This window comes from Thermodesulfobacteriota bacterium (assembly GCA_040753795.1).
Classification (GTDB): domain Bacteria; phylum Desulfobacterota; class Desulfobacteria; order Desulfobacterales; family Desulfosudaceae; genus JBFMDX01.
On the sequence record JBFMDX010000011.1, the window covers coordinates 118,402 to 141,908 of the forward strand.

20 protein-coding genes are annotated in these 23,507 nt (G+C 57.5%); 13 read left to right on the plus strand and 7 right to left on the minus strand.

Annotated elements, in window-relative coordinates:
- Positions 1-5 precede the first annotated feature (5 nt).
- From AB1724_13555 to fdhF, 3 genes are all read right to left on the minus strand, one after another.
- A complete protein-coding gene (locus AB1724_13555) occupies positions 6-875 on the minus strand; it encodes a radical SAM protein (protein ID MEW6078836.1) in 870 nt (289 codons plus the stop codon).
- Between the two features lie 32 nt (positions 876-907).
- On the minus strand, positions 908-1,099 hold the full coding sequence (gene csrA, locus AB1724_13560) for a carbon storage regulator CsrA (protein MEW6078837.1): 192 nt from the start codon (positions 1,097-1,099) through the stop codon (positions 908-910).
- 148 nt (positions 1,100-1,247) lie between these two features.
- Positions 1,248-4,013, minus strand: a complete 2,766-nt coding sequence (gene fdhF / locus AB1724_13565) for a formate dehydrogenase subunit alpha (protein MEW6078838.1) — start codon at positions 4,011-4,013, stop codon at positions 1,248-1,250.
- Positions 4,014-4,318: 305 nt separating this feature from the next.
- Between fdhF and panP the strand changes: the two genes are divergently transcribed.
- The 4 genes from panP to AB1724_13585 are packed head-to-tail and all read left to right on the plus strand — an operon-like array spanning position 4,319 to position 7,649.
- Positions 4,319-5,983 (plus strand): pyridoxal-dependent aspartate 1-decarboxylase PanP, encoded by a 1,665-nt coding sequence (gene panP / locus AB1724_13570; protein MEW6078839.1) that lies wholly within the window; start codon positions 4,319-4,321, stop codon positions 5,981-5,983.
- A gap of 36 nt (positions 5,984-6,019) precedes the next feature.
- The gene (locus AB1724_13575; GenBank protein MEW6078840.1) at positions 6,020-6,208 is read left to right on the plus strand and encodes a hypothetical protein; all 189 of its coding nucleotides are present in this window, start codon (positions 6,020-6,022) and stop codon (positions 6,206-6,208) included.
- A 2-nt stretch (positions 6,209-6,210) separates the two neighbouring features.
- On the plus strand, positions 6,211-6,681 hold the full coding sequence (locus tag AB1724_13580; protein ID MEW6078841.1) for a hypothetical protein: 471 nt from the start codon (positions 6,211-6,213) through the stop codon (positions 6,679-6,681).
- Positions 6,682-6,707: 26 nt separating this feature from the next.
- Positions 6,708-7,649 (plus strand): hypothetical protein, encoded by a 942-nt coding sequence (locus AB1724_13585; GenBank protein MEW6078842.1) that lies wholly within the window; start codon positions 6,708-6,710, stop codon positions 7,647-7,649.
- A gap of 10 nt (positions 7,650-7,659) precedes the next feature.
- Here the strand turns inward: AB1724_13585 and AB1724_13590 are convergent, their stop codons facing one another.
- Both AB1724_13590 and AB1724_13595 read right to left on the minus strand, forming a co-directional pair.
- Entirely contained in the window at positions 7,660-9,867 is a 2,208-nt protein-coding gene (locus AB1724_13590; protein MEW6078843.1) for an ATP-dependent RecD-like DNA helicase, read from the minus strand.
- A gap of 3 nt (positions 9,868-9,870) precedes the next feature.
- Complete coding sequence (locus tag AB1724_13595; GenBank protein MEW6078844.1) at positions 9,871-10,152, minus strand: hypothetical protein; 282 nt, start codon at positions 10,150-10,152, stop codon at positions 9,871-9,873.
- A 217-nt stretch (positions 10,153-10,369) separates the two neighbouring features.
- On the opposite strand from AB1724_13595, the gene mtnA reads away from it, so the two are divergent.
- Both mtnA and AB1724_13605 read left to right on the plus strand, forming a co-directional pair.
- Entirely contained in the window at positions 10,370-11,485 is a 1,116-nt protein-coding gene (gene mtnA / locus AB1724_13600) for an S-methyl-5-thioribose-1-phosphate isomerase (GenBank protein MEW6078845.1), read from the plus strand.
- Between the two features lie 82 nt (positions 11,486-11,567).
- Complete coding sequence (locus AB1724_13605) at positions 11,568-11,825, plus strand: hypothetical protein (GenBank protein ID MEW6078846.1); 258 nt, start codon at positions 11,568-11,570, stop codon at positions 11,823-11,825.
- A gap of 81 nt (positions 11,826-11,906) precedes the next feature.
- Here AB1724_13605 and AB1724_13610 read toward each other — a convergent pair whose 3' ends face one another.
- Positions 11,907-12,587 (minus strand): response regulator, encoded by a 681-nt coding sequence (locus AB1724_13610; protein MEW6078847.1) that lies wholly within the window; start codon positions 12,585-12,587, stop codon positions 11,907-11,909.
- A 176-nt stretch (positions 12,588-12,763) separates the two neighbouring features.
- Here AB1724_13610 and hisS point away from each other — a divergent pair, with 176 nt between their 5' ends.
- The 7 genes from hisS (at position 12,764) to radC (ending at position 21,882) form a co-directional block, all read left to right on the plus strand.
- Positions 12,764-14,050 (plus strand): histidine--tRNA ligase, encoded by a 1,287-nt coding sequence (gene hisS, locus AB1724_13615; protein MEW6078848.1) that lies wholly within the window; start codon positions 12,764-12,766, stop codon positions 14,048-14,050.
- Entirely contained in the window at positions 14,047-15,837 is a 1,791-nt protein-coding gene (gene aspS / locus AB1724_13620) for an aspartate--tRNA ligase (protein ID MEW6078849.1), read from the plus strand. Before hisS ends, aspS begins: the two co-directional genes overlap by 4 nt.
- Positions 15,838-15,847: 10 nt before the next feature.
- Complete coding sequence (locus AB1724_13625) at positions 15,848-17,131, plus strand: acetyl-CoA C-acetyltransferase (protein MEW6078850.1); 1,284 nt, start codon at positions 15,848-15,850, stop codon at positions 17,129-17,131.
- Between the two features lie 59 nt (positions 17,132-17,190).
- Entirely contained in the window at positions 17,191-17,346 is a 156-nt protein-coding gene (locus AB1724_13630; protein MEW6078851.1) for a hypothetical protein, read from the plus strand.
- A 108-nt stretch (positions 17,347-17,454) separates the two neighbouring features.
- Positions 17,455-19,968 (plus strand): DNA gyrase subunit A, encoded by a 2,514-nt coding sequence (gene gyrA, locus AB1724_13635; protein ID MEW6078852.1) that lies wholly within the window; start codon positions 17,455-17,457, stop codon positions 19,966-19,968.
- A complete protein-coding gene (locus tag AB1724_13640) occupies positions 19,961-21,019 on the plus strand; it encodes an NAD(P)H-dependent glycerol-3-phosphate dehydrogenase (protein ID MEW6078853.1) in 1,059 nt (352 codons plus the stop codon). The genes gyrA and AB1724_13640 overlap by 8 nt, the downstream gene beginning before the upstream one ends.
- Before the next feature lie 125 nt (positions 21,020-21,144).
- Positions 21,145-21,882, plus strand: coding sequence for a DNA repair protein RadC (gene radC, locus AB1724_13645; GenBank protein ID MEW6078854.1), 738 nt, complete (start codon positions 21,145-21,147; stop codon positions 21,880-21,882).
- 6 nt (positions 21,883-21,888) lie between these two features.
- On the opposite strand, the gene AB1724_13650 is transcribed toward radC, so the two are convergent.
- Complete coding sequence (locus AB1724_13650) at positions 21,889-23,127, minus strand: integron integrase (GenBank protein MEW6078855.1); 1,239 nt, start codon at positions 23,125-23,127, stop codon at positions 21,889-21,891.
- Positions 23,128-23,507 lie beyond the last annotated feature (380 nt).

Genomic DNA, 23,507 nt, shown 5'->3' on the forward strand with positions numbered 1-23,507 from the left:
TGTGGTTACAGGGCTCTCAAATGTTCCGGTTTGAGCCGGATCTGCCCGGCCAGGGCCCGGTTGATCAGCCGCAAGGTGGCCGTTTTGTCCTCCGGCAGCCGGGCCTTTATGGGCAGATAGTTCGAAGCATGATTGGCGTGGAACAGGCCGCCGCTCAAATCGGTGTGGGCGATCATGGTTCTCAATTCCCGCAGGGTTTCCTCCGGCGTCAGAATCGGAAACCGGCCGGCCTCATATTCGTCATAAAGGGGCGTGCCCGGGATCAGCATCAGGCTCAAGGCGCCGACATATTCGGGATCAATGGCGGTCAGCACCCGACCCGTCTTCTCGGCATGGATCTCCGACCGTTCCCGGCCGGCCAGCCCCAGGAGAACCGTGATAGACAGGGCGATGCCGGCCCGCCGGGCTTTTTTCCCCATGGCGATCATGGTGTCGGCCGTGGCCCCCTTGTTCACCTTCAGCAGCGTTTCGTCATCTCCGCTTTCCAGCCCCATGTAAGCGATTTTCAGTCCGTGCCGGCGCAGTTCGCGCAACTCTTCGTCGGACTTCATTTTCAGCCCCTTGGTGTTGGCGTATACGCCTACCCGTTCCACCCAGGGCAAGCGGCGTTCGATTTCCTTCAATATCGCCAACAGGCGTTCCTGAGGGATGATCAGGGCGTCACCGTCGCAGATGAACAGCCGGTTCTGATGGCGGCAGTACCGGGCGGCAAAGGCGATATCCTCCATGATCACGTCGTCGGGCTTGATCTTGAAACGCACGCCCTTATAAGCGCCGCAGAAGGTGCACTTGTTGTGGGAACAGCCCACCGTGGCCTGCAGCAGAATGCTGTAAGCCTCACTGGGCGGGCGAATCATGTTTCCTTCATAATGCATGGCGGCCTCCCTGCCGGATGTCAGAAAAAAGGTTAGGTCGTGTCGCCCGGGGCTTCACGGCCTTCATTCTTAATCTTCTCATAAACTTCATCCCTGTAAATCGCGACATTCTCGGGCGCCTCAAACCCGATCTTGACGCTGCCCTTATCGATCTGAATGATGGTGACGACGATGTCATCGCCGACCCGTATTTTTTCGTTCAGCTTACGTGTCAATACAAGCATACGGTTACCTCCTCGGAACTCCTGTTTACAACCAAACTCTTCTGGAAAAACCGTCCGTCACAGACGGACAAAAAAAATAATGCCCGGCCCCAGGCAGCCTGCCGGCAATCGACCGCCCGTCCCGGTTCGTGCGTTTTATCAAAACGGATCAGACCTTCTCGATCTTAACCGCGCAGACCTTGTATTCGGGAATTCTGGCAACCGGATCCAGGGCCGCGTTGGTCAATTCGTTGACGGCCGACTCGGCGAAATGGAAGGGAATAAAAACCGTCCCGGCCACCCCCTTCCCGGAAACATTCGCTTTGGCGATAATGCGCCCCCGGCGGGAAACGATGCGGACCGGGGCTCCTTCTTCGATGCCAAAACGCCGGGCGTCTTCGGCGGCCAGTTCCACAAAATTCTCCGGCGCCCGCTCGTTCAGGCCTTCGCTTTTCCGCGTCATGGTGCCGGTATGATAATGATAAATTATCCGGCCCGTCGTCAGGTAAACCGGATATTCGTCGTCGACCTGTTCAGCCGGCGGCAGGTAATCGATGGCGTGGAAAACACCCCGTCCGATGGGAAACTGACCGGTATGCAGCACCGGCGTTCCAGGATGGTCGGCCGTGGGGCAGGGCCAGTGTAATCCCTCCTGTTCGATCCGGTCGTAATCAATGCCGCCGTAGGAAGGGGTAACCCGGGCGATTTCCTCCATGATCTGCCGGGCGCTTTGATAGGCCATGGAAACTCCCATGGCCGTCGCGATGCCGGCAATGATCTCCCAGTCCGATCGGGCCTGGCCCGGCGGTTCAACCGCCTTGCGGACCCGCTGCACCCGGCGCTCGGTATTGGAAAACGTTCCTTCCTTTTCGGCAAAGCAGGTGGAGGGCAGCACCACATCCGCCATCCGTGCCGTTTCCGTCATGAAAATGTCCTGAACCACCATAAAATCCAATTTGGACAGGCAGTCCCGGGCATGATTCAGATCCGGATCCGACAGCATCGGATTTTCGCCGATGATGTAAAGGGCCTTGATCTTTCCTTCATGGGCCGCGGGAATCATCTGGGTCACGGTGAGGCCGGGCTGGGAGGGGATACCCGTCACCCCCCAGGCTTCTTCCAGTTTTTTCCTGGCCGCCTCGTCGGTGACCTTCTGGTAGCCGGTGAAGACATTGGGCAGCCCGCCCATATCGCAGGCCCCCTGGACGTTGTTCTGTCCCCGCAGGGGGTTGACGCCGCCGCCGATCACCCCCAGCTGGCCGCAAAGCATGGCCAGGTTGGCCAGCGATTTGACGTTATCGGTACCGGTGGTGTGCTGAGTAATGCCCATGCAGTATAGAATACTGGCCGGTTTGGCCCCGGCGTAAATCCGGGCGACTTCGACAATATCCTCCGCGGCAATGCCGGTGATGCTTTCCACGAATTCCGGGGTGAACTTTTCCACCATGCTTTTCATTTCCTGGAATCCGGTCGTCCGCGCCTCCACAAACGTTTTATCGTACAGGTCTTCTCTGATAATGACGTGCATCAAGCCGTTAATCCAGGCCACATCGGTTCCGGTGTGGGGCCGCAGCCATTTCTCGGCAAAATCCGCCAGCCGGATGCGGCGAGGATCGATCACCAGCAGCCGCGCTTTTTTTTTCTCGACGGCCCGCTTTACGTATGCGGCAATGACCGGATGGTTCTCGGTGGTGTTGGTGCCTGTCGCCAGAATCACTTCCGCCCGCTCGATGTCGGCAATGGGATTGGTCATGGCGCCACTGCCGAATGCCGCGGCCAGACCGGCCACAGTCGAGGAATGTCAGAGACGGGCGCAATGATCGATATTGTTGGTTTTCAAAACCGCCCGGGCGAATTTGTGGGCCAGGTAGTTTTCCTCATTGGTAATTCTGGCGGAAGTCAGTACGCCGATGCTGTCCGGGCCGGACTGCTGCCTGATCCCGGACAACCGCCGGGCCACGACCTGCATGGCTTCCTCCCACCCGGCCGGCCGGAAGGTCCCGTTTTCCCTGATCAGCGGCGTGGTCAGCCGCTCCCCGGAAGAGATAAAGTCGTATCCGAAACGGCCCTTGACACAGAGACTGCCGTAGTTGGGGGCGGCATCCTCAACGCCCGTCACCCGCCGGACGGTATTGCCCCGGACATGGAGAACCATCTGGCAGCCCACGCCGCAGTAGCTGCAGGTGGTTCTGACCCGCCGGGTCTCCCAGGGCCGGGCATCGAAACGTGAATTCTTGTAAACCAGGGCGCCCACCGGACAGGCCTGGACGCATTCGCCGCAGAAGACGCAATCCGAATCGGCCAGGGGTTTATCCCCCGGCGTAATGATCTTATCAATGGAGCCGTCGTCGCCCACCCGGGCCTCGATGGCATGGTTGACCTGAACTTCCCGGCAGGCCTTGACGCAACGTCCGCAGCCGATGCAGCGGGAAAAATCCCGTACAATGAACGGATTAACCGTTTCCATGGGATACCGGACGCTGTCATGGCCGGGCAACCCACCGGTCACCTGATAGCGATAGGCCAGGTCCTGAAGACGGCAGTCCCCCCAGGCCGGGCACAAATCAGCGGCGCCGTCGGCCTGCTGCACACCGAGCTGAAACTGTGTCCAGTCTTTTCCGGAAGAACCGCTGACAGCGCAATTATGATTGCCCGCCGATAACATTTGCGCGATGGTTGTCCGGCGGGAAGCGATTACCAGAGGAGATTCGGTTTTAACGACCATGTTTTCCCCCGCAGGGGTGTTGCAGGCAGTTGCCAGCGTATTACTTCCCTCCACTTCCACCACGCAGACCCGGCATGTCCCTGTAGGCGCGGTGCCTTTGAGATGACAAAGCGTCGGGATATCGATTCCGTTTCTTCGGGCCACATCCAGAATCGTTTCCCCCCCGGTAAAGGGGAAAGTTGTCCCATTGATACTGATTTCACCGCTCATGACGCGTCTTGCCTCTGCCTTTTCACACCGTTCATGGTCAACACCGGCGCCACGAACGGCCGGTGGATGACAGGTCAGCTTCCTGTTCTCTCTTCTATAAGATACTGTCTTCCCTGTCAACCATTGCCGCGGATATACGCGATTGTTTCCGTGACCGCGCCGGCCAATGCCCTGTGACGCAGGAAAAATATCCGAACCCGGCCATGGCGTCAATTTTATTTTGAATTCGGTGCCTACAAATGTTAAGCTGATCAGCTAAAAATCAGGGAAATCGCCTTTTCTTAAAAAAGCGCAGGTGAAAGCAGATGGCACGATATAACAGGCCCCAGGTCGAGGAAATCCTTCCCGAAAGCGCTATTACCGAAGAACCGCCCAAACTGGTCGCCGACTGGGACGCGCTGATGCGGGTGTTCATCCGTCCGGAAGATGAAGCCTGCCGGGCGACGCTGCTCAAATACATGGAACAGATCCTTTTCGGGCTGAATGACTTCCTCAGAAGTCATGTCGGTATCACCGAAGCCATCAGCCTCAAGGATCTGGCCGATTGCTTCACGGAAACCCTCATCAACGATAACCCGGAAAAGAAGCTCTCCGACGTCATCCGTGAACTGATCAGCGACATCTCGCCTCACGGCGTCAACGTCGCCTCGCCCTATTTCGTGGGCCATATGACCTCCGCCATCCCGTTTTTCATGGTTCATTTGAAAACCATCTCCGCGGCGCTGAACCAGAATGTCGTCAAGCTGGAAACTTCCAAAGTATTTTCCGTGCTGGAAAAACAGGTCCTGGCCAAAATCCACCGGCTGATTTTCAACCGGCCGGAAGCATTTTACCGCGAACACGTCCAGAATATTCACAGCACCCTGGGGAGTTTTGTCGAGGGCGGCACCACCGCCAACCTGACGGCGCTCTGGGTCGCCCGGAACAGGGCTTTCCCCCGGGACCGCGATTTCAGCGGCATTGAAGGAGAAGGACTGACGGCCGCCTACCGGCACTATGGCGTGCAGAAGGGCGTCATCCTCGTTTCCCGGCGGGGACATTACTCTCTGAAAAAGGCCGGCGGCATCCTCGGCATCGGCAATCGGAATATTGTTCCCATCGATGTGGACGGCGATCACCGCATGGATATCAACTGCCTGGTCAATACCATCGCCGATATCAGGAAAGAACAGGGTGTCAAAATCATAGCGGTGGTGGGTATAGCCGGCGCCACGGAAACAGGCGCCGTCGACCCCCTGCGACAGATCGGGGAAATCTGCGCCCGGGGGAATATTTTCTTTCACGTGGATGCCGCCTGGGGCGGGCCGGCCCTCATGTCGGAAAGGCACAAGCATCTTTTAGACGGCATCGAACTGGCCGATTCGGTCACCATCGACGGCCACAAGCAGTTCTACATGCCCATGAGCTGCGGCATGGTGTATTTTAAAGACCCGTATATCATGAATGTCGTGGCCTATCACGCCAACTATGTCAACCGGCCGGGCTCGGTCGACCTGGGCATCAAATCCCTGAGCGGATCGCGGGAGGCCAACTCCCTGGTGCTGGACAGCGCCCTGAAAATCATGGGGAAAAACGGGTATGCCCTGCTGATCGATCACGGCATCATTACCGCCCGGGAATTCGCGGCTGAAATAGAAAAAAGAGAGCTGTTCGATCTGGTGACCCGGCCGCAGTTGAACATCCTGACCTACCGCGTCTGTCCGCCCGACATTAAACATATCCTTGCCCACGGTGGGGATGCGGAGCGGACCGACGCCGTTGCCCGACTAAATGAAATCAACCAGGCGGTGCAGCGGATTCAGCGGGAAGCCGGCCGAAGCTTTGTCTCCCGGACTACTCTGATGAAAAGAAAGTACGAAGAAGGCATAGTGGTGCTGCGCTGCGTCATCATGAATCCGATGACCAACATCGCCATCTTAAAAGAAATCCTGGACGAACAGGAAGAGATTTACCGCACCTATTTCCAGTAACCGGGTATTCAGCTACAAAGAAGGACAGTTAGGGTCATGACCATTAACGAACGTTCGGAAATCCGCCGGAAAAAGATAACCGGACAGGTGTCGCATAGTTATGCTGAAGCTGACGACTGGGATCTCGAGTTCTGGCTGAAGCAGACCCCCCAGGACCGGCTGTCCGCTCTGGTGGCCATCCGGAATGACATAAAAAAAGTGAACTCCGATCGCCTGAAAGAATAGTCATGGATACCATCCGGGATTTTGAGGACATTCTCCAGCTTCTGGAAAAACATGATGTCCGGTATCTGATTGTCGGTGGTTTGGCGGTCATATTTCACGCCAAACCGCGATATACCAAAGATATGGATATATGGGTGGATCCGCAGGCGGACAACGTAGAAAAAGCCAACCGCACCCTGGCTGAATTCGGATCCCCCTTTTTTCTGTCCCTTCCTGTTAAAGCGAATGAAATCCTTCAACTCGGCGTGCCCCCGGACCGAATTGACATTCTGCTGTCGCTTTCAGGGCTTTCCTTTGGCGAGGTCTGGGGAAAAAGAATCATCAGCAAATACGGCGATGTTGACGCCAACTGGATAGACATTGACAGTCTGATCGCAGCAAAGAGACGAATCGATTCCCCCCGGCATCAGGAAGACGTCAATGTCCTTATGAGGGCAAAGGAAAAGAAACAAGCAGATAGCGGCTCCGGATAAAACTCAAAAAACAAGGAGCACATCCCATGAAAAAACACCGCGATCAGCACGATCCCGGCGTTCTGAAAACAGTTCTTGCCGTGATCGCCGTCCTTCTTCTCGCCGCCGGCCTTTACTATGGATACCGGGAGATGACCGGCCGGCACAACCGTGAGGTCAGCGACCTTGAACGGGACCGGGAACAGCTGCAAGAGCGGTTGGCCCTGATGGAACAGAAAATAAGCGAATCACCGCAGGCGCTTCCCGGGCAAGAGTCACCGGCCATACCTGAAGACCGGGCAGCTGAAGTGTTCGGCCGCTCACCGGAAGAATCCGCGGCCGATCGATGTGAGACACTGAAAAATCAGATCCGCGCCTTTTTCGTTTACCTAGACGGCAAAGACTATGTCCGCGCCTTCACCAGGGAAGAAACGGCCTATCAGTTTTATATCCGCGTGTTCCAGGACCTGTCCGCGCACCTGCCCATCGTGACGGGCGAAACCCGGGACATCGTCACCCTGGTCCGCAACAGCGCCCACTTCTTCAAGGTGCTGGGAAAGGAACGGGTCCTGCTGGTCAAAAGCGTTCTTTCCCATGAAGGCGACATCCTGGAATCCGCCCTGGCCAATTTCCATGAATTATACATGAACGACGACTGCTGCCGCCAGGAACCCGGGGGCTGCCCCTCCCGGGAGACATTGTACGAGTACGCCGGTTTTTTTCTCAACACCCTTTCCGGCAAGAGCTACCTGATGCGCCGGGAGTCGGTCGTCCGCGCCCTGGTTACCTATTACAGCGTTCTGATTCTTGACCGGGCCAGCGACGAAAAGAAGAATACTTACGGCATCGACATCCGCCCGCATATCGACATTTCCATGGACGACATCGGCAGCCAGAGCAAGCTTGTCTTTCAGGAAAAGTACCTCGATACCCTGCGGGCGCTGAAAGCGAAATATCAGCAGGCCTATCCGCCGGGAAAGACGCCGTAACCGGGAAGGATTATACCGCCCGGCTGTCCTCCAGCCGTCGGCGCAGGCCCGTGTACCGCAGGCTGGTCTTGTTGTTGTTGACCCCGATGGCCAGGGCCTTGACCGTGCCGACGATCACCACCAGGCTGCGGCCCCGCGTGACCGCGGTGTAGACCAGGTTCCGGGCCAGCAACAGATAGTGCTGGGTCAGCAGGGGAATGACCACCGCCGGATATTCCGATCCCTGGGACTTGTGAACGGAAATAGCGTAGGCCAGAACCAGCTCGTCCAGTTCGGAAAAGCCATAGGCGACTTTCCGTTCGTCAAAATCCACCGTGACCTGCCGCGCGTCATGATCAATGTGTACAATGCGGCCGATGTCGCCGTTGAAAACCTCCTTGTCGTAATTGTTCCGGATCTGCATGACCTTGTCGTGGAGCGCGAAGCCCTCCCCGCCCCTGACGGCGTTGCCCTCCGGCGGATTGAGGGCCGCCTGCAGCCGCTGGTTGAGACTGGCCGTCCCGATCACCCCCTTGTGCATGGGGCTTAACACCTGGATATCATCCACCGGGTCAAGGTTGAACCGGCGGGGAATCCGTTCCTTGACCAGGGCGGTGATTATCTCCAGCACTTTTTCCGGATCGGGCTCTTCGATAAAAAAGAAATCGCTGTCGTCGCTGTCACGGCGTGTTTCCGGAATGATGCCGTTAATGATCTTATGGGCGTTGACGATAATCCGGCTTTGCCGGGCCTGGCGGAAAATTTCATTTAAAGCCACCACCGGCACCGCTCCCGAGCCGATCACGTCCCGGAGAACATTGCCCGCGCCCACGGACGGCAGCTGATTGACGTCCCCCACCAGGATGAGGACGGCCGAAGGAGGCACCGCCTTGAGCAGGTGATACATCAGCACCGTGTCCACCATGGACGATTCGTCGATGATCAGCAGGTCGCAGTCCAGGGGCCGGTCGGTGTTCCGCTGGAACCCGCCCTTGGCCAGGCTGTATTCCAGGAGACGATGAATGGTCCGGGCTTCATGGTCGGTCGCCTCTTTCATTTTTTTGGCGGCCCGGCCGGTGGGCGCGGCCAGCAGGGGCCGGGCTTTTAAAGCCAGAAAAATTTTCACGATCGCCCGGATAATAGTGGTCTTGCCCGTTCCCGGCCCGCCGGTGATGATCATGATCTTTTCCCGGCAGGCGGTTTTCACCGCCTCGATCTGCTTTTCGGCAAATTCCATGGCCAGTTCCCGCTGAACCCAGGTCAGGGCTTTGTCGGCGTCGATCTCCCGGACGATCTTCCGGCCCTTCATCAAGTTCGTCAGAAAGGCGGCGATCCCGGTTTCGCACCGGTAATAAATAGAAAGATAGACGGCCCGGTCCTTTTCCCCCGCCTCTTCGTCGGGCGGATCCAGGGTGTCCATGATGATGTCCCGGCTCTCCTTCAGTTCCTCCAAGGCCGCGGCCACCGCCGGGTGATCGACCTCCAGCATCTCCATGCTCTTTTCCACCAGCCGCCGGTAAGGGAAATAGACATGCCCCTCGTCGGCCAGATGGTTGAGTACATACAGGACACCGGCCCGTATCCGGGGGCCGCAGTCTTTGGCGAAACCCAGTTTCCGGGCGATCCGGTCGGCAATGGTAAAGCCGATTCCGGATATGTCGGAGGCCAGCCGGTAGGGATCGGAGGTGACCACCTTGATGGCGTCACCGCCGTAAGCACGGACGATCTTGATGGCGTAACCGGTGCTGACGCCGTTGCTCTGAAGAAACAACATCACGTCCCGGACGCCCTTCTGCTCATCCCAGGCGGCCCTGATCATTTCGATCCGCTTGTCGCCGATACCGCTCACGCGCCGCAACTGCGTGATGTCCGCGGCCATGATGTTGAGCGTCTCCGGGCCGAACATGTCCGTGATCCGCTCGGCCATGACCGGACCGATCCCATCGATCAGGCCCGAGCCCAGGTACTTGCGGATCCCCTCCACCGTGGCCGGCGCCTCGGTGGTGTATTCGGATACCCGGAACTGTTCGCCGAATTTGGAATGATGGTCCCATTGTCCCTTCATGGACAGGACCTCTCCCGGGGAAACGGCGGCGAAGTTCCCCACCACCGTGACCAGCTCCCGGTGACCCTGGGCCTTCATGCGGGCCACGGTAAAACCGCTTTCCGGATCGGTGTAGGTAATGCGATCGATCTGCCCCTTTAACGGGACAAGGGGTGTTTTGTCTTCACCGGCCATGTGTCAGCGGTCAAAGACGCCCAGCTTCAGGGGAATCCACCAGGTGATCCCGAAGACCAGGGTCATGGCCAGTGTCCGTTCAAGGGACAGGCCGGCTTTTTTACCGACCGGCAGGGACATGGCCAGTTCCAGGGGATGGCCCACCGCCCACAGCAGCAGCACCACCCACCAGACAAAAGTAAGCACGGGGTTTGAGACCGGCGCCAGCAACCCCCAGAAGATAAAGATCCAGCCCGCCACCGCGAACCCCATCTGCCCCCGCCAGAACAACTTGTTTTTAATCAACGTCCTGCCTCCCTTTTTTTGGTTTTGTTATCAACAGCCCTTGGAATTGTAATATATGGGAAGGCATCCAGGGTGTCAATCAGGTATGCCCCCGGGAATCGTCTTGACTGCAAGGCCGGTATTGATTACAACCGGTTCTGTGATTCAACGGCTCGGCAAATAAAAAACGCGGCAGGCGTTCCTGGTCATGGCCTGCCGCAAGAAAGGTATGTCCGGAATGGAAACGGGGAAGAAGAACCAGCGGCCCATATGGCTGGCCGGAAATGAAAAAACGATACAGATTATCGATCAGCGGCTGCTGCCGCATGAGTTTGTCGTGGTCGACCTGGCCACTGTCGACGAGGTCATCATCGCCCTCAAGGACATGATGGTCCGGGGCGCCCCGCTCATCGGCGCCACCGGCGGCTTTGGCGCGTTTCTGGCCGCGCGCAATGCCGGTGAAGCCGACTTTGTCAACCATTTCACCCGGGAGTGTGAACGCCTGAAAAACGCCCGGCCGACGGCCGTCAACCTGGCCTGGGGCGTGGACCGGGTAGTGGAAAAAACCCTGGCCGCCGAGACCTTTGCCGAGCGCTGCCGCGCGGCCCGGACCGAGGCCCTGGCCATTGCCGATGAAGAGGCGGAAAACTGCCGCCTCATCGGGGAACACGGCCTGCCCCTGATCGCCGGGATCAGCAAAAAAAAGAACGGCGCGCCGGTCAATATCCTCACCCACTGCAACGCCGGCTGGCTGGCCTGCCTGGAATACGGCACCGCCACGGCGCCGATCTACACGGCCTTTGACCACCATATCAGCGTCCATGTCTGGGTGGACGAGACGCGGCCTTTGAACCAGGGCGCCCGGTTGACCGCCTGGGAACTCGGCCGCCACGGTATTCCCCACACGGTCATCACCGACAACGCCGGCGGCCATCTGATGCAGCACGGCCTGGTCGACCTGGTGATTGTCGGCACCGACCGGACCACGCACACCGGCGACGTGGCCAACAAGATCGGTACCTATTTAAAAGCCCTGGCCGCCAAAGACAACAACATCCCCTTTTACGTGGCCCTGCCGTCGAGTACATTTGACTGGGAGATGGAGGACGGTCTGAAGGAAATCCCCATTGAAGAACGTGACCCGGACGAGGTGCGATATATACAAGGCCTGGCGGAAGGCAAACTGCGGCAGGTGCTGCTGGTGCCGGAAAGCAGCCCGGCCGCCAACTATGCCTTTGACGTCACCCCGGCCCGGCTGGTGACCGGTTTTATTACGGAACGGGGCATCTGCAAGGCCGACCGGCAAGACATCCGGCGCCTTTTCCCGGAAATGCGCCCGCAGAAAAAAATTTGACTTTAAACCGTTTATTGAGTATTCTTTTAACTGGAATAAGGTGGCGTAAAATCGCCACGCAACTCATTTAAGGAAAATAAGGATGAAATATTCCATCATCGGTCTTGTGCTCTGGATCGGCGCCGCGATTTACTGGTTTTTTGGGAAGATTGCCAGTGTTACGGGCAAGACGCTTGAAATTTTCACCATCGAAGAACTGATTGGGCTGGACTGGATTGAAAAAATCCCCTGGCCCAAACTCTATCCCGCAGCCGAATTCATCGGCACAACCCAGATTCCCCTGCTGATCCTGGCCGTCGGGCTCGTTTTTATCATCATCGGAATGTTCTTTAAAACCTGATCACCGACTGCTATCCGCACTTAATACTTGAGAATACCGCCATTTATCAGGATATTTTAGGGCATTTCTAAAAAGCGATTTTTAGAGATGCCCTTTATCTTTGGAAGCGGACTTGTCTATATCAATAATTTTGGTGCCTTCCATGTACTCCCGGGTTTCATAAGTGGTAATTCTCATGAGTTTCCGGGTAATCCCCCCCATGCGATTGATCTGCTCTTTAATGATCTGCAGTTTCTCTATCAAGGGATGATGCGGATCCGCCATTTCCATCATGATAAGATCCAGATAGCCGGTAATGGTCTGAAGCGGTTGATTCATTTCATGGCAGACCGCTCCCGCCATTTCCAGCACGCCCTGAATTTTGCCGCGCCGGTCAAGGGCGTCATGCAGTTCGATAATCCGTTTGCCGGCATTGATACGAACCCGCAACTCACCGGAGTCAAAAGGCTTAACAACATAATCGTCGGCGCCCGCCTGGAGGCCCTCCACAATGTCCTTTTTCTCTCCCCTGGCCGTCAGAATGATAATATGACCGGTTTCCGCCCCGGAAGTCGAGGAGCGAATCCTCCGGCACAGTTCGATGCCATCCATGCCGGGCATGACCCAGTCCAGCAGAATCAGCCGGGGCGGATCAGGGGCGTTGACAATCTCCAATGCCCTTTTCCCGTCTCCGGCCGCCTCCACCCAATACCCCCACTTGGTCAGCAGCGTCTCCAGCAGCTTTCGCGTGGCGGCGTTATCTTCCACAACCAGGACTTTCATGCCATTCACCTTATTTGATTATATGTCGCATTGATCGGATTTCATGTCAAATAAACACCACGGGAAAAAGCCGGCGGACCGGATTAAAGTATTGACTAAACAGGCCCTGCCATATAAATTTAATAAGTTTAAGAACGATATCCCAGAATAAACCGGATGAAACACAACGTATTGCAATGATTCAGTTAATTAAAGGCTTTAAAGACATCCTGCCGGACGAGTCCGGTTACTGGCGTCAGGTGGAAAACCTGGCGGCCGAAATTTTCGCCTGTTTCGGCTTTGTTGAGCTGCGGCCGCCGATCCTTGAAAGAACCGGCCTGTTTGAAAAAAGTATCGGTCAAGATACTGATATTGTTGAAAAAGAGATGTACACCTTTGCCGACAGAAAAGGTGACCTGGTGACCCTCCGACCCGAGGCGACCGCTTCCGTTGTCCGGGCCTATATCCAGCATCAGCTGTACGCCGCCAACCCCTGTCGGAAACTCTATACCATCGGGCCCATGTTCCGCCGGGAACGGCCCCAGAAGGGCAGGTATCGACAGTTTCACCAGATCAACGCCGAGGCCTTTGGCGTCAAAGAACCTTACCTGGACGCCCAGATGATCCTGCTGGTCACGACTCTGTTCAGGCGCCTGGGAATCGATGACGTGACCGTCCATCTCAACTCTCTGGGATGCCGGCAATGCCGGCCGGCATACAAACAAGCGCTGCACGCTTTTCTGGAAAAGCACCGGGAAATCCTCTGCGCCGACTGCCGCCAGCGGCTCGACCGCAATCCTCTGCGGGTGCTGGACTGCAAGGTGGAAGAGTGCCGCCGGGCCGCCGCCGGGGCCCCGGCCATCGCCGCCTGCCTCTGCCCCGAATGCGAAGCCCACTTTGCGGCGGTCAAGACCCTGCTGACCGACCTTCATGTGGATTTTCAACTCGACGACCGGCTGGTCAGGGGGCTTGATTATTACACCCGCACGACCTTTGAGGTGCAAACCGGCAGCCTCGGCGCCCAGAACGCCATCGCCGGCGGCGGCCGTTACGACGAGCTGGTCAAAATGCTGGGGGGACCGGATCAGCCGGCGGTGGGGTTTGCCGTCGGATGCGAACGGCTGATCGAACTGGTCCGGCAAAGCAACCGCCTGACCATCGAAACGGGCGTCGACCTGTTCATCGCCGCCCTGGGCAGCGAAATCCGGGAAAAGGCCTTCCGGTGGATGAGCGAACTGCAACTATTCGGATTTTCAGTTGAAATGTGTTTCGACGAACGCGGTCTGAAAAGCCAGATGAAACAGGCCGACCGGCTCGGTGCCGCCGAAACCCTGATTATCGGGGAATCGGAACTGTCGGCCGGCCGGGCGGTCCTGCGAAACATGCGAACCCAGCAGCAGCGTGAACTGCCCCTCGCCGGATTGGTGGAACAATTGAAGACGTTGCTGACAGACCCAACAACAAGAAAAGGAATTTCCACGTGACAGATGAATTAGGAAAACTGCGAAGAACCCACCACTGCAACGCGCTGAACGCCGGTATGGTGAACAGCCAGGTGGTGTTGACCGGCTGGGTCCAGCGCCGCCGGGACCATGGCGGCGTCATTTTTATCGACTTGCGAGACCGGTTCGGCCTCACCCAGGTGGTGTTCAACCCCGAAAGGAATAAAGTTGTTCATGAAAAGGCCCATGTCATCCGGAACGAATTCGTGATCGGCGTCCGGGGGACCGTGGCCGCGCGGCCCCAGGACATGATCAATCCCAACCTGGCCACGGGCGAAATCGAAGTGCTGGCCGACGAGCTGCTGATTCTCAACACCGCCGACAACCCGCCCTTCATGATCGAGGACCGGGTGGACGTCTCGGAAAACGTCCGCCTCCAGAACCGGCACATCGACCTGCGCCGGCCGGGCATGCAGCGCAACCTCATCTCCCGGTACCGGGCGGCCATGGCGGCCCGCCAATACCTGGACGGACAAGGTTTTCTGGACATCGAAACCCCCTTTCTGACCCGCAACACGCCCGAAGGCGCCCGGGACTACCTGGTGCCCAGCCGCGTCAATCCCGGCAACTTCTACGCCCTGCCCCAGTCGCCCCAGCTCTTCAAGCAGCTGCTGATGGTCGCCGGCTTCGACCGTTATTACCAGATCGTCAAGTGTTTCCGGGACGAGGACCTGCGGGCCGACCGTCAGCCGGAATTCACCCAGATCGACATGGAGATGTCCTTCATCGGCGAGGAGGACATCATGGCCATCGGCGAAGGGCTGGTGGCGGCCATCATCAGGGCGATCACCGGCCGCGAGGTTTCCCTGCCCTTTGACCGCATGACCTACGACGACGCCATGGCCGCCTACGGGCTGGACAAGCCGGACCTGCGGTTCGGCCTGGAACTGCACGACATCACCGACATCATGGCCGGCAGCCAGTTCAAGGTCTTCGCCGACGCCGTGAAAAAAGGCGGCATCGTCAAGGCCATGAACGTCAAGGGCGGAGAAAAGTTCACCCGCAAGGAGCTGGATGATTTTACCGCCTATGCCGCCATTTTCAGGGCCAAGGGCCTGGCCTGGATCAAGGTCCGGGAAGACGGCTGGCAGTCGCCCATCGTCAAATTCTTTTCCGACAGCGAAAAGGCCGCCCTCACGGAGCGTCTCTCCATGGAGGTGGGCGACCTGGTCCTGTTCGGCGCCGACCGGGCGACCATCGTCAACGACGCCCTGGGCAACCTGAGAAATCACGTGGCCGAAAAGATGGGCCTGATCAGCAAGGACGAGATGCGCTTCATCTGGGTTACGGATTTTCCCTTTTTTGAATACGACGAAACGGAAAAACGCTACCAGGCCAAGCACCACCCCTTCACCGCCCCCAACCCCGAGGATATGGACAAACTGGAAACAGATCCGGAAGCGGTCCGTTCCCGGGCCTATGACCTGGTACTCAACGGTACCGAAATCGGCGGCGGCAGCATTCGGATTCACAACCGGCAGATCCAGGAACGCCTGTTTTCCGCCCTGGGCCTGAAACCGGAAGAGTATGAAGCAAAATTCGGATTTTTACTAAAAGCCCTGGCTTCCGGGGCCCCGCCCCACGGCGGCATGGCCATGGGGTTTGACCGGCTGATCATGATGCTGTGCGGCGAGGATTCCATCCGGAATGTCATCGCCTTTCCCAAGACCCAGAAAGCGGCCTGCCTGCTGACGGACGCGCCGTCGGAAATCGGACGGGCCCAGCTGGATGAGCTCTTCTTGAAAATAACCGTGGAAAAAGACGGATAAGGAGATGAAGATGAAAGAAGTCGTTATTGTCAATGGTGTCAGGACCGCCATCGGCGCCTTCGGCGGTTCGCTGAAAAGTGTTCCCGTGGTTGATCTGGGTGCCATCGTCATGAAGGCCCTGTTTAAAAAAGCCGGCCTGAGGCCGGCCACAAACGACCTGATGAGAGAGGTCGCGCCGGACAGCCTGAAGGACCAGGGGCCGATCGAGCTCGAAAAAGCGGCCGGTGACTGGGACGCTTCCGCCGTCCCGGTGGCCGTCGACGAGGTCATCATGGGCAACGTTCTCCAGGCCGGCCAGGGCCAGAACACCACCCGCCAGGCCATGATCCGGGCCGGCCTGCCCAAGGAGACCCCGGCCATGACCGTCAACAAGATCTGCGGCTCGGGCCTCAAGGCCATCGCCGTGGGGGCCGCCGCCATCATGGCCGGCCAGGCCGATGTCATCGTCGCCGGCGGCCAGGAAAGCATGAGCCTGGCGCCCATGGCCCTGCCCAAGGCCAGATGGGGCCACCGCATGGAGCTGACCGGCACCGGCGACATTTACGACCTCATGGTCTTTGACGGCCTGTATGAAATTTTTTACGGCTATCAAATGGGCGTGACCGCCGAGAACATCGCCAAAAAGTACAACATCAGCCGGCAGGAACAGGATGAACTGGGGGTGTTGAGCCACACCCGGGCGCTGGCGGCCATCCGCAACGGGCTGTTTAAGGAAGAAATCACGCCGGTGGTCATCAAAGGCAAAACCGATATTGTTTTCGACACCGACGAGCGGCCCATGGAAACCAGCCTGGAAAAAATGGGCAGGCTGAAACCGGCTTTCGACAAGAACGGCACGGTTACCGCCGGCAACGCCTCCGGCATCAACGACGCCGCCGCGGCCGTTCTGCTGATGAGCGCGGACAAGGCAAAAGAAATGGGCCTTGAGCCCATGGCCGCCATCAAGGGGTTCGCTTCCGGCGGCCTGGACCCGGCTTATATGGGCCTGGGCCCTGTTCCCGCCGTTCGCAAGCTGCTCCGTTCCCTCAACATGGCCGTCACCGACTTTGACCTGATCGAACTCAACGAAGCCTTTGCCTCCCAGGCCATCGGCTGCCTGCGCGAACTGGGCCTTCCCAACGACAAGCCCAACCCCCTGGGCAGCGGGATTTCCCTGGGTCATCCCATCGGCTGTACCGGCGCCCGACAGATGGTCACGGCCATTCATGAAATGAAACGGAAAGGCCATCATACCGGGCTGATCAGCATGTGCATCGGCGGCGGCATGGGCATGGCCATGGCTATTGAACGATAACCGGAGCACGACCGTGGCAATGGCCAGCGCATCAACCGTATTACAGTGAGGAGAGAAAAATGACCATTCCGAGAATTATCGGCATCCTGATCTTCTTCGGCGTTCCGGCCATAATCGGCGGCGGAATCGTATTCCACTTCATGCAAAATTACACCGCGGTCTTTACTTATGAATTCATGCTGCTGATTACGGCCGGCGGTTTTGTGAGCCGCTGATGGCCCGGGCCTTTATGAAGCGGTAATGGCAACGGACCGACTTCCGCAGCGCCCTTTCCGGCCGGCGGCAGAGATAAAGATTTTGTTTAATACGACAGGTTGATACCAATGGAAGAAAACGAAGTACGCCTCGAAGAAGAGATCAGCATCAAAAAAGAGATGCAGCGGTCATATCTGGATTACGCCATGAGCGTCATCATCGGCAGGGCCTTGCCGGACGTGCGCGACGGGCTGAAACCCGTCCACCGGCGCATTCTCTTCGCCATGCACGAGTTGAAAAATGACTGGAACAAGCCCTACAAGAAATCGGCCCGTGTCGTCGGCGATGTCATCGGTAAATACCATCCCCATGGCGACGCGGCCGTCTACGACGCCATCGTGCGCATGGCCCAGGACTTTTCCATGCGCTATCCGCTGGTAGACGGCCAGGGCAACTTCGGCTCCATCGACGGCGACTCTCCGGCGGCCATGCGGTATACCGAAGTGCGCATGGCCAAACTGTCGCACCAGATGCTCCAGGACATCGACAAGGAAACCGTCAATTTCACGCCCAACTACGATGAAAGCCTGTCCGAGCCTACCGTCATGCCGTCCAAGATCCCGGCGCTGCTGATCAACGGTTCGTCCGGCATCGCCGTGGGCATGGCCACCAACATCCCGCCCCACAACCTGGCCGAGGTATGCGACGCCATCACGGCCCTGATCGACCATCCGGACATTACCGTCGAAGGGCTGATGCGTCACATCCCAGGACCGGATTTCCCCACCTACGGCATCATTCACGGCGACGTGGGTATCCGCGAGGCATACGCCACCGGCCGGGGCAGCATCAAGATCCGCGGCCGGGTGTCGGTGGAGAAAGACAACAAGGGCAACGACGAGACCATCGTCATCGATGAACTGCCCTACCAGGTCAACAAGGCGGTGCTGATCGAAAAAATCGCCGATCTGGTCAAGGAAAAAGTCATCGACGGCATCCGCTATGTCCGGGACGAATCCGACAAGGACGGCATGCGCATCGCCATCGGCCTGAAGAAGAACCATTTTGCCGAAGTGGTCATCAACCAGCTTTACAAGCACACCCGGCTGGAGACCACCTTCGGCATCAACCTGCTGGCGGTGGTCAACAACCGGCCGGCCCTGCTCTGCTTAAAGGAAATCCTCTCTTATTTTATCCTGCACCGCAAGGAGATCATCATCCGGCGGACCCGCTATGACCTGACCAAAGCCGAGGAGCGGGCCCATATCTTGGAAGGCTTGAAAATCGCCCTGGATCACCTGGACGAGGTGGTGGCCCTGATCCGGCGGTCGCCCTCTCCGCCGGAAGCCAAAACCGGCCTGATGGAAACCTTCGCCCTGACCGCCATCCAGGCCCAGGCTATCCTGGAAATGCGCCTGCAGCGCCTGACCGGCCTGGAACGGGAAAAGATCATCGCCGAATACGAAGAAACCTTAAAGCAGATCGCCTGGTTCAAGGAGATCCTGGGCAGCGAAAAAATCGTCCTGACCCTGATCAAGGAAGAGCTGGCCGAGATCAAACAGGAGTTCGGTGATGAGCGGCGGACGGTGGTTCTCAAAGACGCCACCCGGGAAATCAAGATCGAGGACATGATCGCCGAAGAGGACATGGTGGTGACGGTGTCCCGGTCCGGATACATCAAGCGCAACCCCATCAGCCTTTACCGCAAGCAGCAGCGCGGCGGCAAGGGCAAGACCGCCATGGGGATCAAGGAAGACGATTTCGTGGACCGGCTGTTCATCGCCTCCACCCATCATACCCTGCTCTTCTTCACCAACAGAGGCAGTGTTTACTGGCGAAAGGTTTTCGAAGTTCCCCAGGCCGGCCGGGCCAGCCGGGGCACGGCCATCGTCAACCTGCTCAACTTCGCGGAGGGAGAGTCGCTGGCCACGGTTCTGAACGTGCCGGAATTCGAGGCCGGGTACTATGTGCTCATGGCCACCCGCAACGGCATGGTTAAAAAAACCGACCTGATGGAATACAGCCGTCCCCGGGCCGGCGGCATCAAGGGAATCGACCTGGTACCCGGCGACGAGCTTATTTCCGCCCGGATCACCGACGGTTCCTGGAACGTTTTCCTGGGTTCCGCCCAGGGGAAATCCGTCCGCTTCCTGGAGTCCGATGCCCGGCCCATGGGCCGCGTATCCCGGGGGGTGCGCGGCATGAACCTGGAGGACGACGACCGCCTGGTCAGCATGGAAGTGTTGAGTCATGGCAAAACACTGTTCACCATCACTGAAAACGGCTACGGCAAACGCACCTCCATTGATGAATACCCCATCAACAAGCGGGGCGGCAAAGGCGTCATCACCATCAAAACCAGCGCCCGGAACGGACGGGTGGTGGCCATCATCCTGGTGGAGGACGAGGACGACGTCATGATCATGACCGATTCGGGCAAGCTCATCCGGATTCCGGTCAGCGGTGTTTCCACCATCAGCCGCAACACCCAGGGCGTTAAACTGATCGGCCTGGATGAAGGCGACAGCGTCACCGGCGCGGCCCGGCTGGCGGAAAAGGAAAGCGGTGACACCGCCGGAGCCGATGACGCCGGTACCGATGAGCCTGAAAACGACGATTCCCGGAGTGACAGCGATGAATAGCACGTCAACCGACATCCGCATCGGCGTGGTGGGCGCCGGCAGCTGGGGAACGGCCCTGACCAACCTGCTGGCGGCCAAGGGAATGGCACCCATGCTCTGGGCCTATGAGCCGGAACTGAAGGACCAGATCGAAAAAGAGCACGAGAACAAACTCTTTCTGCCGGGCATCAAACTGGCCGGCGGCATATCGGTTTCCAACGATCTGGCTGAAGTGGTCGCCGATAAGGACATCGTCCTGATGGTGGTGCCGTCTCACCTGATGCGCTCCGTTTCGTCCAAAATAGCCGACATTATCAGCGACAGGACGTTCGTGGTGACCGCTTCCAAGGGGATCGAAAACGAGTCGCTCCTGACCATGACCGGCGTCCTGGGCGAAACCCTGAAAAGAACTCCCCGGGACCGGCTGGCAGTGCTGTCCGGGCCGACCTTCGCCCGCGAAGTAGCGGCCGGGTATCCGGCGGTGGTGGCCGTGGCCGCCGAAAATCAGGAGACGGCCCTGTTCCTGCAGCAGGCCTTCTCCGCCCCCCTCTTCCGCGTCTACACCAACAACGACGTCATCGGCGTGGAACTGGGCGGCGCGGTCAAGAACGTCATCGCCGTGGCTTCCGGGGTCAGCGACGGCCTGGGTCTTGGCCTCAACTCCCGGGCGGCCATCGTCACCCGGGGCCTGACGGAAATGCGACGCCTGGGCATTGCCATGGGCGCCGATCCCCACACCTTCGCCGGCCTGACCGGCGTGGGCGACCTGATCCTCACCTGCACCGGCGCCCTGAGCCGGAACTACACCGTCGGTACCAAACTCGGCCAGGGCATGAAGATCGCCGACATCCTGGCCGACATGCGCATGGTGGCCGAAGGGGTCAAGACCGCCAAGTCGATCTACAACCTCGCCCGGAAAATCAAGGTAGAGATGCCCATCTGCGAGGTCATGTACAGCATTCTTTACGAAGACCTGGCCCCGGGCGAAGCCGTGTTCCGGCTTATGGGCCGCTCGCTGAAGCATGAGATCGATGATGAAGTAAAAGGATACAACGGCGGCAACGGGGGATAAACAAAAAAGGTTCAGGGTTCAAGTGAACAGCCGGGGTGGCGCGGGAAATGCGCGGCTTGACCGGGCAATCCAGAATAAAACGCTTACTTCTTATTAAAAAACCATACGCTGATTCGAGGTCAGGGATGACGGCAATCAGACCAAAACACCACAAAGGCGCCGGGCACAGAAAACGCCTGCGCGAGCGCTTTCTGACCGCCGGGCTGGACGGTTTTCACGATTACGAAATCATCGAGCTGCTGCTCACCCTGGGTACGCCGGTCAAGGACTGCAAGGACATGGCCAAGGCGGCCCTGGCCGAATTCAAATCCCTGGCGGCCGTGCTGGAAGCCTCGGCCGACGAACTTGCCCGCATTCATGGCTTGGGACCCAGTAACATCTTCGGTCTCAAGCTGGTCAGAGCGGTTTCCGACCGCTGTCTCAAGGAGAAACTGACCTGCCAGCCCCTGATCGGCAACCCCCGGCAGTTGTTTGATTACCTCAACCATTCCATTCGGGACAAGACCCGCGAGGTGTTCGTCGGCATCTTTTTAAACGCCAAGAACCGGGTCCTGGCCACGGAAACCCTGTTTGAAGGCACCCTGTCCCAGAGCGCCGTCTATCCCCGGGAAGTGGTCAAACGGGCCCTGGAACTGCACGCGGCGGCCATGATTTTCTGCCACAATCACCCTTCCGGCGAGCCGGAGCCGTCGCCCGAGGACATCCGCATCACCCGCCGGCTGGCGGCCGCCTGCCGGGTGGTGGGCGTTTCCGTGCTGGACCATGTCATCATCGGCGACAGGGGCAATTACAGCTTCGCCGATAACGGCTACATCGAGCAGATCGGCCGGGAGATCGAGTCGGCCGACCAGCGATTGTTTTAACGACATTCAAGGGGTAAACGAATCCAGCGGGCTTCTGACGCCCAGCCGGTTCTTTTGCGCTACATGGGTATAGATCATGGTCGTCTTGATGCTGGAATGGCCCAGCAACTCCTGAATGGTCCGGATATCGTAACCGTCTTCCAGCAAATGCGTGGCAAAACTGTGCCGCAAGGTGTGGGTGGTTATCCGCTTGGTGATGCCGGCCTTGAGGGCGGCGGTTTTGATGTGTTTCTGTAAATTTGTTGGGTGCACATGATGTCGCCTGATAATCTTTGAACGCGGATCAGTTGACAGCGCTTGTGAAGGGAACACCCACTGCCAGATCCACTCCTGTCCGGCGTTCGGGTATTTGCGGTCCAGGGCGGACGGCATTTCCACGCCCGGCGTGTTATTCTTTCTATCCAGATCGTAAAGCGGCCGGATATTCTCAAGATGGCGCTTCAGTTCCTCTTTTATGAATTCCGGAAGAAGCGTTTCCCTGTCTTTGCCTCCCTTTCCGAACTTGATCACCAGAACGCCCCGTTCAAAATCCACGTCCTTGACTCTTAACTTGACGCACTCCCTCAAGCGCAAGCCGCCGCCGTAAATCAATTGCGCCATCAAACGGTTACCGCCACTCATTTGATCAAAAACGCGCCCTACTTCAGGCCGGGTCAAAACAACCGGCAGCCATCGTCTCTTTTTAGAACGCACCACGTCACCCAACCGGCTCACCTCTTTTTCCAGAACATGCCGATAGAAAAACAACAGTGCGTTAAAGGCCTGATTCTGGGTGGAGGCGGCGATATTCCTGTCCACGGCCAGATGCGTCAGAAAATTCGTAATATGCGTGTCATCAAGCGCATAAGGGGAAGCGCCATTGAGGAACCGGTAAAACTGTCTTAACCAGGAAAAGTATGTTTTTTCTGTATTTAAGGACAGTTGTTTTAACCGGATCATGTTTCTCATTTCTTCCGTGGCGATCTTCCACTGCTGATTTGAATTACCATCTGGAACAGAGGGACTTTGTATTCTATTCTGGAAAAAACGATATATCCGAATGGCCTGTTCCGCCTGTTTGACCTGCCACTCCTCATGAATTTTAGCCAGGCCTCTCAGGTACCGGTCAATTTCTTCGGAAGTCACTTTCTGGGCTGGGTCCCTTCCAAGGGACCGAAAAAAGGCCTTCACCCATCCGACATAGTACCGAACCTGTGCTTCCGGAATGATTGATTTTGAAATTAGATAGGTGGTGAACTTTTCCATGGTTCCTCCCTGAACCTGAGAAATGAATTAATAATAAAAATGAAAATTATCGAGAAATTCCGCATAATATGCCAATACGGCACGAAAAGGAGAATCTCAAAAACAACGAATTTTGGCAATATATTTTTAACAAACTGAATTTATATGAATTTTTATTTTTATTGGCAGTTTATTAAAATCGTTTGTAATTAACCAATGTTATTGCTAAATATATTAGGGGAGGATTTAATCGAGAAATTCCACATAATAACATTGTTCAAGTAAGCGGCCGCAGGATTGGATGCGATAATAAGTGGCAACAAGATAGATTTTGGGGGCAAGCACAGTCGTAAAAAGGGCTTTACGTTTCCAACTTCAGAAGCACGGACCAACTGGTACAT